Origin of the sequence: Wenxinia marina DSM 24838, from assembly GCF_000379485.1 — a bacterium.
Lineage (GTDB): Bacteria > Pseudomonadota > Alphaproteobacteria > Rhodobacterales > Rhodobacteraceae > Wenxinia > Wenxinia marina.
The window spans coordinates 108968-121966 of the sequence record NZ_KB902277.1 but is presented as its reverse complement, the minus strand read 5'-3'; the positions used below and the strand labels follow the sequence as shown (position 1 = coordinate 121966).

The window sequence follows — 12999 nt, the reverse complement described above, 5'->3', positions numbered from 1 at the left end:
CGCGGGGGAGGCATGGCCAAGCGGGTGCTGGTGATCGAGGACGAGCCGAACATCACCGAGGCGATCAGCTTCATTCTCAGCCGTGACGGCTGGACCGTGCACACCCACGCCGACGGCGCCAGCGCGGCCGACCGGGTGCGCCGGGCGCCGCCCGACCTCGTGATCCTCGACATCATGCTGCCCGGCCGCTCGGGCCTCGACATCCTGCGCGACCTGCGCGCCAGCCCCGAGACCGCCGCCGTCCCCGTGATGATGCTGACCGCCCGCGGCCAGTCCCGCGATCGCGACCTCGCGCTGAGCCTCGGCGCGGACCGCTTCATGACCAAGCCGTTCTCGAACGCCGAGGTGCTGGAGAATGTCCGAACCCTCGTGGCGGGCTGACGCCGGCCGCCCCGCAGGCGCGCCGCCGGCCGGCCGGCCGGTGTTCCTCGCCCGGTCGAGCTATCGCCAGCGGCGGCTGCGCGACGCCTTGCGGCTGATGCCGGTCCTCGGGGCGATCCTGTTCATGGTTCCGCTGCTCTGGCCGACGGGCGAGGGGACGGGTGCCCGCACCTCGGCCGCGCTGGTGTACCTCTTCGTCGCCTGGGCCGGGCTCGCCTGCCTCGCCGCCGGACTGGCGGCGCTGTTCCGCCCCGACGCCGGCGCGGACTGGCCGACGCCGTTCGACACTCCGGGGGACGAGGCGGGATGATCACGTTCAACCTCCTCGTCTTCTTCGCGCTGCTCTACGTGGCGTTCCTGTTCACCGTGGCCTTCCTGGCGGAGCGGCGGGCGGCGCGGGGGCGTACCGCCTGGCTGCGCTCGCCGCTGATCTACACGCTGTCGCTGTCGATCTACTGCACCGCCTGGACCTTCTACGGCGCGGTCGGCTACGCCGCACGGTCCGGGCTGGAGTACCTGACGATCTATCTCGGCCCCAGCCTCGTGATGTTCGGCTGGTGGGGCATCCTGCGCAAGCTGGTCCGCGTCGGCCGCGCCCAGCGCATCACCTCGATCGCCGACCTGATCTCGTCGCGCTTCGGCAAGTCGACCGGCCTCGGCGTCCTGGTGACCCTCATAGCGATCGCCGCGGCGACGCCCTACATCGCGCTGCAGCTGCAATCCATCGCCCTCAGCTTCGCCGTCTTCACCGGCGCCGAGGGGGAGGAGGGCGGCTTCTGGGCCACCGCCTTCTGGTCGGCGGTGGGGCTCACGCTGTTCACCGTCCTCTTCGGCACCCGCAACCTCGACGTGAACGAGCGCCACCACGGCGTCGTCATGGCCATCGCGGTGGAGGCGGTGGTGAAGCTGGCCGCGCTGTTGGCCGTCGGCCTGTTCGTCGTCTGGGGCATCGGCGGCGGCGTCCAGGCCACGCTCGCCCGCATCGACGCCTCTCCCATCGCGCACTGGGACCAGTCCGCCGGACGCTGGCTCGGCCTCACGTTCCTCGCCGGGGCGGCGTTCCTGTGCCTGCCGCGGATGTTCCAGGTCCTCGTCGTCGAGAATGCCGAGGAGCGGCACCTCGCCACCGCCTCCTGGGCGTTCCCCCTTTACGTCATGCTGATGAGCCTGTTCGTCGTGCCGATCGCGGTGATGGGGCTGGAGCGTCTGCCGGGCACCAATCCCGACCTCTTCGTGCTGACCCTGCCGCTGGCCGAGAACCGCGAGGGGATCGCGCTGCTGGCGTTCCTCGGAGGATTCTCGTCGGCGACCTCAATGGTGATCGTCGCGACCATCGCGCTCGCCACCATGGTCTCCAACCACATCGTCGTGCCGATCTGGCTGCGCTCGCGCAGTCCGGGGGCGCAGATGTCGGGCGACGTGCGAGCCGTCGTCCTGATCGCGCGGCGGCTCTCCATCGGCGGCGTCCTCGCCCTCGGCTACGTCTATTTCCGCTTTTCCGGCGGAGGGGCGGCGCTCGCCGCCATCGGTCTCATCTCCTTCGTCGGTGCCGCGCAGGTGCTGCCTGCCCTCCTCGGCGGGCTGTTCTGGCGGGGGGCCACGCGGGCCGGGGCGGCGACGGGGCTGATCGTGGGGGCGAGCCTCTGGGCGTGGTGCCTGTTCCTGCCCAGCCTCGGCGGTGTCATCCCGGCGGGCGTGATGGCGGACGGCCCGTTCGGCCTCGTCTGGCTGCGGCCCGAGGCGCTGTTCGGGATCGCCGGCCTCGACCCGCTGTTGCACGCGATCCTGTGGTCGCTGCTCCTCAACGCCGGGACGTTCGTCACCGTCTCGCTCTGCACCTTTCCGACTCCCATGGAGCGGCTGCAGGGCGCGCAGTTCGTCAACGTGTTCCAGCATTCGAGCGCGGCCCGCGCGCTGCACGCCGGCGCGGCGCAGGCCGAGGACCTCCTCATCATGGCCCAGCGTATCGTCGGCGCGGCCGAGGCGCAGGACTTCTTCCAGGCCGCGGCCGTCGCGCAGGGCAAGCACGGCTACCTGCCGGACGTGACCCCTGACTTCATCGCCGCGCTGGAGCGCGAGCTGGCGGGCAGCGTCGGCGCGGCGACTGCGCACGCGATGATGGCGCAGCTGACGCAAGGGGCGACCGTGTCGGTCGAGGATCTGATCGCCGTCGCCGACGAGGCGGCGCAGATCATGGAATATTCCGCCCGCCTGGAGGCCAAGTCGGCCGAGCAGGAGCGCACGGCCCGGGCCCTGCGCGAGGCGAACGACAAGCTGACCCGTCTCGGCGTGCAGAAGGATTCCTTCCTCAGCCAGATCAGCCACGAGCTGCGAACGCCGATGACCTCGATCCGCGCCTTCTCGGAGATCCTGCGCGAGGGCGGGGCCGAACCCGATGCGGTGCGCCGCTACGCCGGAATCATCGAGGAGGAGACGCAGCGCCTGACGCGCCTTCTCGACGACCTTCTCGACCTGTCGGTGCTGGAGAACGGGCAGGGCAAGCTGGACATGCGCGAAGGATCCCTGCAGCGGGTGATCGACCGCGCGGTGGCGGCGGCTGGGGGGCGGCCGGGCGATCCGCTCGTCATCCAGCGCAGGGAGGCGGCGGAGGCCGTGCCCGTCTTCACCGACCTCGACCGGCTGGCGCAGGTCTTCATCAACCTCATCGCGAACGCGCGGAAATACTGCGACGCCGAGCAGCCGGTGCTGCAGGTGCGGGTGCGCCGCCGCGGCTCGGGCGCGATCGAGATCGACTTCGCCGACAACGGTAGCGGGATCGCGCCGGAGGATCAGAACCTGATCTTCGAGAAGTTCTCGCGCGCGGGCGATCAGTCGCGGGCCGGCGGCGCAGGACTCGGCCTCGCCATCTGCCGCGAGATCATGGACCGGCTCGGCGGCTCCATCGCGTACCTGCCGGGGCAGGGTGGGGCGGCGTTCCGGGTCGTGCTGCCGGCGCGGGCGGCCCGCGCGGCCTGACCGCGCGTTAGCCCTTTCGAAACCGGCCCCCGTCTAGTCTGCAACCGGCTCGCAACGGACGGGAGAGGCATGGCCGCGGACGGTTCACATCCGGTCCTGCGCCGGATGGCGGGGATCGCGGCCGCCCCTTCGGGGCCGGAGCCGCCGGTGACGCCCGCCCGGGCGCTGCGCCGCGCCGCAACCCGCGCGGGCGCCGCGCTGGATCTGGCGCTGACCGTCGCCTCCATCGCGGACGAGCGGCGGACGCTGGACGAGGTGCTGGCCGGCTTGAACGAGGCCGACCTGCTGCTGGGCCTCGACCGCGACGGGGCGGAGCGGGGGCTGGCGGTGATCGACCTCGACCTCCGCGACGCGCTGGTCGAGGTGCAGACGCTCGGCCGCCTGTCGGACCGACCGCGGCCCGAGGACGCGCCGCGGCGCGCGGTGACGGCCGCGGACGCGGCGCTGGGGCTGCCGTTCCTCGACGGCCTGCTGCGCGGCCTCGCCGCGGCCGGGACGGGCACCGATCTGCCGGACTGGGTCGCCGGTGCGTCCGGGGGCGAGCGCCATGCCAGCCGCCGGGCCATCGGCGCGACGCTTCCGGCGGGCGACTACCGGGTCGTGACCCTGGCGCTCGACCTCGAGGGCGGGCGCGCGGGGCAGTTGACCCTGATCCTGCCGCCCTCCCGGCCGCTCTCCGCCACGTCCCCGCCGGCGCACGGGCGCGACTGGGCCGACGCGTTCCGCGGCAGCGTGGAGGAGGCGACCGCGGTGCTGACCGCCGTTCTCGCCCGCCACCGGATTCCCCTGTCCGAGGCCGAGGCGCTGCGCCCCGGCCTGGTCCTGCCGCTGCCCGGGGTCACGGTCGGCTCGGTCCGGCTGGAGGCGCCGCCGGGCCGCGTGCTCGCCACCGCGCGGCTGGGGCAGGTCGCGGGCCTGCGCGCCGTCCGGCTGGAGATGCCGGCGCCGGCGGAGCTCTCGGACCGGCGGGCGCCGGCCCGCGGTGCGCCAGGGGTGCTCGATGGCGAAGTCGGCCACGGGCGCGCGGCCGATCCCTGGGCCGGCACCGACGGCCTGACGCTGGACGCCCCGGCGGCGATTCCGCCGATGGACCTGACCGGCGCACCGGACCTGTCCCCGCCGTCCCCCGACCCGCACGACGATCCGGGGCCGCCCGACCCCCATGACGCCGCTCCGGCAGACGGCGGGGGCGGCGCGGGCAGGGACATCGACGCGGAGGCGGGGAACACGCCGATCGGCGACGCCCTGTCGTGGCCGGCCGACCCGGCCGGACCGGACGCCGCTGCTAGACTTGATCCCCGGGGCGGAGAGTGGGAGCACCATGGCTCCGGGCCCCAAGGGGACGCAGAAGACGATCTTCCGCGGTGCGCGACGGACCTGATGACCGACCCGGATCATGCCCCTGCCGTAGACTCCACCGGCGGCAGCATCGACGGGGCATCCCCAGCCGGTCCTGCCCCTCCGGGGGCAGGTCGGGCCGGGGCCGCCCCAGTCGACGGGACGTCCCCGTCTGGTGCCGTCGCCGCCCCTGCCACGGCACGGTTCGCGCTTGCGGGCGACGATGCGACGGACTTCGACGCCGAGGGGCAGCAGGCGCCCGACGGAGCCATCGCCCGGGGACTCGATGTCAGCAGGCTTCGCCTCGACGAGGAGGCGGAGTGAAACGGCTCGGCGCTGGATCGAAGGTCAGGGGCCGTCCAGCCGCCCCGTCCGGGCTCAGTCGCCCAGCCGGGGCCGCAGGCCGGCGATGTCGTAGCCGGCGTTCGCCGCGGCGCCGACGATCTCGTCCGCAGGGCGCTCCCCCGCCTGGCCGAGCGCCCACACGATGGTCGAGCGGGTGCCCGAGGCGCAGTAGGCAAGGACCGGGCCGCCGGCGCCGTCGATCGTCTCGCGCTGGAGGCGCACCATGTCCTCGTTCAGGCCCTGGTGCGTCACCGGATTCTCCACGAAGGCGAGGCCCGCTGCCTCGGCCGCGCGGCGCATCGCGTCCGCCTGCAGGTCGGGCGGGTTCTCGGCGTCGGGGCGATTGCACAAAACCAGCACGTAGCCGGCGTCGCGGATCGCGGCCATGTCGGCCGGGTCGATCTGCGGGCTGACGGCGTAGCCGTCGGTGATCGGTCGGATGTCCATGGGATCGGTCTACGCCCGGCGACGGCGTCCGTCCAGTAGCCTCAGCCGGGCCGTCAGCCGGCGAGAATGACGCCGACGAGGACCAGCATCAGCCCCAGGAACGAAACGAAGAGCGAGCCCAGGTTCAGGGGCAGGGCGCGGCGCACACGGTCCCGCAGCTCCTCGTCCGGCAGGGCCTCGCGGCGGGCGCGGGCGACCTGCACGATGCTCCAGACCAGGCCGGCGAAGCCGATCACGGTCAGGGCGGCGCCGATCCAGACGAGGGCAACCATCCGTTCTCCTCCAGGGGTCCCGCGCCGCCTACCGGCCCCGCGCCCGCGCCGCAAGGGCGGCCTTGCGACGCATGTCCCCGCGGGCTAGGGGAGGCGCCGCAGCATCAAGGGAGCCCCGGGCATGAGCGTCATCGACACCTCCTCCACCGTCGCCGCCGAGGAGCTGCGCCAGTTCATCGAGCGCTACGAACGGCTCGAGGCCGAGAAGAAGGACATCACCGAGAGCCAGAAGGAGGTCATGGCCGAGGCCAAGGGCCGCGGCTACGACACCAAGGTGATGCGCAAGGTCATCGCGCTGCGCAAGCGCGACCAGAACGACATCGCCGAGGAAGAGGCGATCATGGAGCTGTACAAGGCCGCGCTCGGGATGTGAGGGCGCCTCAGGGCGCCAGCATCTCGACGTCCTCGATGCGCGCGATCTCGGCGAGATCCGCCTCGTAGCCCTCGGTCACCGCCGCCACCGTCGCCGCGTCCCAGCCCTCGACGTCGATCTCCTCCTCGATCTCCTCGGGCAGGGCGTACTTGTCGAGGAAGGCCGCCACGACGCGACTCATCTGCGCGCCGGTCTGCGGCGGGTGGGAACGCAGGTAGGCGAGGAGGCGCTTCAGCCCCTCGTCCGACATGATCGAGGCGAGAAGATCGTGCTCGCCGAGGATCGGAGCCGGGAACGTCAGGCCCGCCATTCGCCGCAGGATGCGGCCCCAGATCAGCGGCGTGTCCTCGTTGGCCCAGACCGTGACCTTCGCCTGCGGGACGGCGGCGCGCAGGCGGCGCACCACGTCGGACCAGCGGATCTCGGTCGGATCCAGTCCCGACAGGTAGTCCGGCAGGTTCTTCGCCTTGGCCTGCGTGAAGACGGCCGGCACGAAGGTCGCGGGATTGCGGGTGGCGAGGAAGATCTGCAGATCGTCGCCGGCGAAGATCGCCTGCGCGGCCTGCGCCTTCATCCCGACCAGCGCGTAGAATTCCCGCCCCTCGAAGATCCGGCTGGGCGTGCAGATGAACGCCGGATTCGACAGCACGAGGCGGCGGCAGGCGCCGGCGTCCGCGCCCAGCACGCGCTCGAGCAGGAGCTCGCGCTGGCCCTCGATCGGGGCGCCGTTGTTGACCGCCTGCATCGCCTCGCGCAGGGCGGGACGGTAGGCGCCGTGGGCGGGCACCCTCACGCCGTCCTGCGCCAGCGCGTCGGCGTTCTTGCGGAGCGAGTGCAGCAGCCGTTCGCCGTCGGTGACGTGGGCGCCGATGTGAAGGACGATATTCATGGCTCGCGGATGGGCTCGCGGATGGGCTGCGACGTCGGTCCCCGTCGTCCTAAGGGACGGCCGCTGGACAGGCAAACGCTTATCCGCTAGCCCGCCGGAATGTCCGACCAGACCGGTCAGTCATTCCTGCCGCCCGCCGCGCGCGTGCGCCGCCGCCGCGATCCCTGGTCGGTCGGCGCGGTGCTGATCGCGGCGCTGATGCTGCTGCCGGTGGCGTCGGTCCTGTGGATCGCGCTGCACCCGGCCGAGAACATCTGGCCGCACCTCGTCTCGACCACGCTGCCCCGCTACCTCGGCAATACCGCGCTGCTGATGGCGGGGGTCGGCCTTCTGTCCGCGGCGGCGGGGACGGGGGCGGCCTGGCTGGTGGTGATGTACCGCTTTCCGGGGCACTGGTGGCTGCAATGGGCGCTCCTCGCGCCGCTGGCCGTGCCTGCCTATGTCGGCGCCTACGCGCTGGTCGATTTCCTGGAGTACGCGGGCCCGGTGCAGCGGATGCTGCGCGCCACCTTCGGCTGGGAGAGCGCGGCGGACTACTGGTTCCCGGCGATCCGCACCCGGGGGGCAGCTATCCTCGTCCTGTCGGCGGCGCTGTATCCGTACGTCTACCTCCTCGCGCGGGCGGCCTTCCGCGAGCAGTCGGGGGCAGGGTACGAGGTCGCCCGCGCCCTCGGCGTCGGTCCCTGGGGCCGCCTCTGGCGCGTCGGCCTGCCGAGCGCGCGGCCGGCCATCGCCGCCGGCACCGCGGTCGTGATGATGGAGACGATCAACGATTTCGGCACGGTCGACTATTTCGCGGTGCAGACGCTGACGACGGGCATCTTCTCGGTCTGGCTGCAGGCGGGGAACATCGGCGGCGCGGCCCAATTGGCGACGCTGTCGCTGGCGCTGATCGTGGCGCTCGTGGTTGTGGAGAAGCTGTCCCGCCGCCGCTCCCGCCACTTCCTCGCGGCGCGCAGCCAGCGACCGGTGACGGCGCAGCCGCTGACCGGCGTGCGCGGCTGGGGCGCAGCGCTCATGTGTGCGCTACCGGTGGCGGGCGGGTTCGTGCTGCCGGTGGCAGTGCTCGTCAGCCACGCGCTCGACGCGGGGGAGTGGGCGGCGCCGGGGCTGATCCGGGCGCTGACCCATACGCTGACGGTGGGCGGCGCGGCGGCGGCAATCACGGTCGCCCTCGGCCTCTTCATGTCCTACGGGGCGCGGCTGTCGGGGCGGCGGCTGCCGGTCCTGCTGCTGCCGCTGACGGCGATCGGCTACGCGGTGCCGGGGGCGGTGCTCGGCGTCGGCCTGCTGATCCCGCTCGCCGCACTCGACAACCGGGTGGCGGACGCGGTCCTCGCGCTCACCGGGAGCGATCCGGGCCTGATCCTCACGGGCAGCGCCGGGGCGCTGACGCTGGCCTACGCGGTGCGCTTCTTCGCGATCGGGCAGGGGACGGCCGACGCGGCGCTCGGCCGGGTGCCGCCGTCGCTGCCGATGGCGGCGCGGTCGCTGGGGCGGACGGCCGGAGGGGCGCTGCGCGCCGTACACCTGCCGCTGATCCGGGCGAGCGTGCTGTCGGCGCTGCTGCTGGTGTTCGTCGACTGCGTCAAGGAGCTGCCGGCGACGCTGCTCCTGCGGCCGTTCAACTACGACACGCTGGCGACGCGGGTGCACGCCAAGGCCAGCCTCGAGAACATCGCCGAGGCGGCGCCCGCCGCGCTCGCCATCACGCTGGTCGGCCTCGCTGCGGTCGCCCTGCTGGCGCGGGCGAACCGCTGAGGCGGCGTTGCACGGCGCGCCGTTTTCGGCGATAGGCGGGGCGCGGTGGCCGGCATAGCTCAGCTGGTAGAGCGTCTGATTTGTAATCAGGGGGTCGGGGGTTCGAGTCCCTCTGCCGGCACCACCCGCTCAGGCGCCTGCGTTCAGGTGCGCCCGCACCACGCCTCCCACGCTCTGCGCCAGCCGGCGGCGGTTCTCGGTGCGCAGGCGCGCCGTCTCGGCGAAGACGCGGCCGATCCCCTCGTCCAGCAGCACCGCACGGCTCTGCGCCCGGTCGATCAGGCCCGCCGCGTCCTTCGCGTCGAGGCGGAACTGCGAGCCCATGAACAGCGACCGCGACCTGCTCACCTTGAGGTGATACATGAACAGAAGGTTCTCGAAGGGCGTGCCGTCGGCCTGCCGATTGCGCAGGATCACCTGCACGTCGGTCCCGTTCGCGATGGCCGAGCGTATGTCGTCGCGGGCGATCTCGTTGTCGAGATCGGCCTGCAGGAACCGGCAGTTCCTGCCGATCACGTCATCCCTGGAATAGCCGGTCAGCGCCTCGAAGGCGGGGTTCACCTCGATCAGCGGACAGTCGGGCCGGGACGCGTCGGCGAAGCTGAGCGGGATCGAACTGTCCCTCAGGAACGTCTGCAGCTTCTCGCTGAACCTGACCTCGGCCACCGTCGCGTCACTCCCCTCTTGCCGCCCCGACGGCGAACCCTAAGACGACCGGAATGAAAGACAAGGCAGACCAAGCGTCCGCGGGGCGACCCGTCATCGTCGGCATCGGTGCGTCCGCCGGCGGACTGGAGGCGTTTCAGGATCTGTTCTCGCGTCTGCCGGCCGAGCATGGCCTCGCGCTCGTCCTCGTCCAGCACCTCGACCCCGACCACGAGAGCCTGCTGCCCGAGCTGATCGGCAAGCGGACCCGCACGCCGGTGCAGCCGATCGAGGACGGCATGGCGGTCGAGGGGGGGAACATCTACCTCATCCCGCCCGGCCAGTCGCTGACGGTCGAGGGAGGCCGCTTCGCCCTGGGCAAGTTCGAGGCGCCGCGCGGCCAGCGCCGGCCCATCGACGTCTTTCTCGAGAGCCTGGCCGAAGAGGCGGGTCCGGACGCCGCCGCGATCATCCTGTCGGGCACCGGCAGCGACGGCGCCAAGGGCGCGCTCGCCATCAAGGAGGCCGGCGGCCTCGTCTTCGCGCAGGATCCCCGGCAGGCGCGCTACGACGGCATGCCCCGCAGCGCCATCGCCACCGGCGCCGTCGACATGAGCCTGCGCACCGAGGAGATGCTGGACGTCCTCGACGACTTCTACCAGCGGCGGCAGGGGATCGAGCCGACGATCAGCAACGACGGCGAGTTCGTGGCGACGGTCTTCAAGCACCTGCGCCACCATACCGGCCACGACTTCTCGCGCTACAAGCAGGCCACGCTGCTGCGGCGGCTGTCGGTGCGGATGTCCGTCCTCGGGATCAGCAGTCCGAACGAGTACGTCAAGCGGCTGATCCGCGACCGGGACGAGGCCTCGCGCCTGTTCCGCGACGTGCTGATCAACGTCACCTCGTTCTTCCGCGACCCCGCCGCGTTCGAGGCGCTGCGCACGCAGGTCATCCCCGAGCTGATGCAGGAGACCGGCACGGGCCGCGAGGTGCGGATCTGGGTGCCCGGCTGCTCCACCGGGCAGGAGGCCTACACCCTCGGCATGCTCGTCGCCGAAGAGCTGTCGCGCACCGACGCCAGCCCCACGGTCGCGATCTTCGGCACCGACATCGACGAAGAGGCGCTGCAGATCGCGCGCGCCGGGATCTATCCGAACTCCATCGCCGACGAGGTGCCGAGCGAGCTGCTGGAGCGGTACTTCCGCACCTCCTCGAATGGATACGAGGTGGGCCGGCGCCTGCGGGACATCGTGCGCTTCTCGAACCAGAGCCTGGTGCGCGACCCGCCCTTCTCGCGCCTCGATCTCGTCAGCTGCCGGAACGTCACGATCTATTTCGAGAAGGCGCTGCAGGAAACCGCGGTGGAGGTGTTCCACTACGCGCTGAAGCCGGGCGGCTTCCTGTTCCTCGGCCTCAGCGAGAATCCGCAGAGCCTCAAGGGTCGTTTCAAGGACGTCGACGTTTCAAACCGCATCTATCGCCGCAACGACGTGCCGGCCGCCCCCCTGAACCTGCCATTCGACCACGTCGGGCGGCACGGGCAGCCGCGGGCGGAGGTCCGGTCCGGGCCCGGCGGGGTCGGGACGGTCTCGGCCAAGGACCGGGTGCGCGATGCGATCCTCAGCCGTCACGCGCCGCCCTACGTCGTGCTGACGGGCCGGCAGACAGTTTCGTACGCCTCGCCGGGGGCCGAGCGCTACCTGCGGCTGAAGCCGGGCGACCTGAAGCTCGAGATCGGGGCGCTGATCCATCCGGCGCTCGACGTGCCGGTGCGGCGGCTGGTCAACGGCGTGTCCAGCCGCGACGAGGGGACGGTCGCGGCGGTGGCGTTCGAGGGCGAGCTCGACGGCGAAAGGGCGAGCCTCGAGCTGACGGGAGAGCTGCTGCCGACCGACGAGATCGTCGTCGTCTTCCACTCGCGCCTCGGGGGCGACGCCCTCATCGATGCGCACCTGCCGTCCGACGACAGCGAACAGTCCCGCTACATCCGCGAGCTGGAAGGAGAGCTGGACGATGCGCGCCAGACCATCCGCACGACGGTGGAGGAGCTGGAAACCTCGAACGAGGAGCTGAAATCCTCGAACGAGGAGATGATGTCGATGAACGAGGAGCTCCAGTCCGCGAACGAGGAGCTCTCGACCATCAACGAGGAGCTGCAGGCCAAGGTCGAGGAGCTGAACACCGCCAACCGCGACCTCAGCTCGTACATGGAGAGTTCGGCCCTCGCGAGCGTGTTCCTCGGACCCGACCTGCGGCTGCGGCGCTTCACGCCGGAGGCGCAGACCTTCTTCCGCTTCGTCGACGGAGACATCGGCCGGCCGCTCGGCGACATCGCCTCGGATCTGGAACTCGAGCCGCTGACGGCCGCGATCCGGAGGGCGCAGGAGACCGGTCGCCCGGTGGAAGAGGATTTCCGCACCCGCAAGGGCGCGCACCTGCACGCCCGCATCGTCACCGCGCCGCTGAAGGGCGCCGACGGCAAGGGCGTCGTCTTCTCGCTGGTGGACGTCAGCGACTTCCACCGCGTCGCGAGCGAGCTGGAGGTCGCCCGCCGGCAGGCCCGGGCCAACCTCGCCGAGGTGGAGGAGCTGTACCGTGTCAGCCCCGTCGCGATGGCCCTGTTCGACGAGGATCTGCGCTACCTGCGGGTCAACCAGAAGCTGGCCGAGATCAACGGTCTTCCGATCGAGGCGCATTATGGCAAGCGCCTGCGGGACATGGTGCCCGTGATCGCCGACACGGTCGGCGCAGGCATCCGCAGCGTCTTCGAAACCGGCGAGCCGATCCTCACGCAGGAGGTTGTCGGCCGGACCGCTGCGGACGGCGACGAGGACGACGATCGGTCGTGGCTCGTCGACTACTACCCCCTGCGCAACTCCGACGGCATCCGTGCGGTGGGCATCAACGTCGTGGACGTGACCCAGCAGAAGGAGACGCGCGAGGAGCTGCGCCGGGTCATGCGCGAGCTGCAGCACCGCGTGAAGAACATGCTGTCGAACGTGACCGCGCTGATCAACCGGGCGCGGCGCGACGACCGCGCGCCCGACGTCGTCCTCGACACGCTGGCCAAGCGGATCCGCGCGCTGTCGGAGACCCATTCGCTGCTGACCGCTGCGAACTGGCGCTCGACCTCGATCCGCGACCTCATCGGGCCCGAACTGATCTCGGTCTACGGCGCCGACGTCATCCGGACCCGCGGACCGGACGTGCACCTGAACGCGCGGGCGACGCTGGGCCTCGGCCTGATCCTGCACGAGTTGGCGACCAATGCCGCCAAGTACGGCGCGCTGTCGCGGGAGGGGGGGCAACTCCTCCTCAGCTGGGCGCGGACGGACGAGGGCGACGGCGAACGTCTGCGCCTGTCCTGGCAGGAGGATTGCGGGACAGAGATCAAACCGCCCGAGCGGACCGGCTTCGGCTCCACCCTGATCCGGACCACGGCGGAGAACACGCTGGACGGCTCCGCCGATTTCCAGTGGAACCCCCGGGGCCTGCGCGTCGTTGTGGAGATTGACTGGGAGAGGGCAACTTCGCGGGACGACAGCCTTGAGACCGACTTATTCTGATTT

General features: G+C 71.7%; 11 protein-coding genes and 1 tRNA gene. 8 read left to right on the top strand and 4 right to left on the bottom strand.

Features of this window, described 5'->3' with window-relative positions; genetic code table 11:
* Positions 1 to 12 precede the first annotated feature (12 nt).
* From A37W_RS0102510 to A37W_RS22645, 4 genes are all read left to right on the top strand, one after another.
* Positions 13 to 381 carry a response regulator transcription factor gene (locus tag A37W_RS0102510; protein ID WP_018301448.1) on the top strand — a complete coding sequence of 123 codons (369 nt, stop codon included), beginning with the start codon at positions 13 to 15 and terminating at the stop codon, positions 379 to 381.
* Positions 356 to 691 carry a hypothetical protein gene (locus A37W_RS20785; protein ID WP_020502617.1) on the top strand — a complete coding sequence of 112 codons (336 nt, stop codon included), beginning with the start codon at positions 356 to 358 and terminating at the stop codon, positions 689 to 691. Before A37W_RS0102510 ends, A37W_RS20785 begins: the two co-directional genes overlap by 26 nt.
* Positions 688 to 3357 (top strand): ATP-binding protein, encoded by a 2670-nt coding sequence (locus A37W_RS0102500; protein WP_018301446.1) that lies wholly within the window; start codon positions 688 to 690, stop codon positions 3355 to 3357. The genes A37W_RS20785 and A37W_RS0102500 overlap by 4 nt, the downstream gene beginning before the upstream one ends.
* Before the next feature lie 69 nt (positions 3358 to 3426).
* The gene (locus A37W_RS22645) at positions 3427 to 5019 is read left to right on the top strand and encodes a FliM/FliN family flagellar motor C-terminal domain-containing protein (RefSeq protein ID WP_018301445.1); all 1593 of its coding nucleotides are present in this window, start codon (positions 3427 to 3429) and stop codon (positions 5017 to 5019) included.
* A gap of 54 nt (positions 5020 to 5073) precedes the next feature.
* Here the strand turns inward: A37W_RS22645 and A37W_RS0102490 are convergent, their stop codons facing one another.
* The gene (locus tag A37W_RS0102490; protein WP_018301444.1) at positions 5074 to 5487 is read right to left on the bottom strand and encodes a protein tyrosine phosphatase family protein; all 414 of its coding nucleotides are present in this window, start codon (positions 5485 to 5487) and stop codon (positions 5074 to 5076) included.
* Positions 5488 to 5540: 53 nt separating this feature from the next.
* Positions 5541 to 5759, bottom strand: a complete 219-nt coding sequence (locus A37W_RS0102485) for a hypothetical protein (protein WP_018301443.1) — start codon at positions 5757 to 5759, stop codon at positions 5541 to 5543.
* A 121-nt stretch (positions 5760 to 5880) separates the two neighbouring features.
* On the opposite strand from A37W_RS0102485, the gene A37W_RS0102480 reads away from it, so the two are divergent.
* Entirely contained in the window at positions 5881 to 6132 is a 252-nt protein-coding gene (locus tag A37W_RS0102480) for a DUF2312 domain-containing protein (protein ID WP_018301442.1), read from the top strand.
* Positions 6133 to 6139: 7 nt separating this feature from the next.
* On the opposite strand, the gene A37W_RS0102475 is transcribed toward A37W_RS0102480, so the two are convergent.
* Positions 6140 to 7021, bottom strand: coding sequence for a hypothetical protein (locus A37W_RS0102475; RefSeq protein ID WP_018301441.1), 882 nt, complete (start codon positions 7019 to 7021; stop codon positions 6140 to 6142).
* Positions 7022 to 7120: 99 nt separating this feature from the next.
* Between A37W_RS0102475 and A37W_RS0102470 the strand changes: the two genes are divergently transcribed.
* Positions 7121 to 8782: an ABC transporter permease gene (locus tag A37W_RS0102470; RefSeq protein WP_018301440.1), complete on the top strand. Its 1662-nt coding sequence runs from the start codon at positions 7121 to 7123 to the stop codon at positions 8780 to 8782.
* 48 nt (positions 8783 to 8830) lie between these two features.
* Positions 8831 to 8906, top strand: a tRNA-Thr gene (locus A37W_RS0102465).
* Positions 8907 to 8911: 5 nt separating this feature from the next.
* Here the strand turns inward: A37W_RS0102465 and A37W_RS20775 are convergent.
* The gene (locus A37W_RS20775; protein WP_018301439.1) at positions 8912 to 9448 is read right to left on the bottom strand and encodes a PAS domain-containing protein; all 537 of its coding nucleotides are present in this window, start codon (positions 9446 to 9448) and stop codon (positions 8912 to 8914) included.
* A gap of 53 nt (positions 9449 to 9501) precedes the next feature.
* Here A37W_RS20775 and A37W_RS0102455 point away from each other — a divergent pair, with 53 nt between their 5' ends.
* The gene (locus tag A37W_RS0102455; RefSeq protein ID WP_018301438.1) at positions 9502 to 12996 is read left to right on the top strand and encodes a chemotaxis protein CheB; all 3495 of its coding nucleotides are present in this window, start codon (positions 9502 to 9504) and stop codon (positions 12994 to 12996) included.
* Positions 12997 to 12999: the final 3 nt, after the last annotated feature.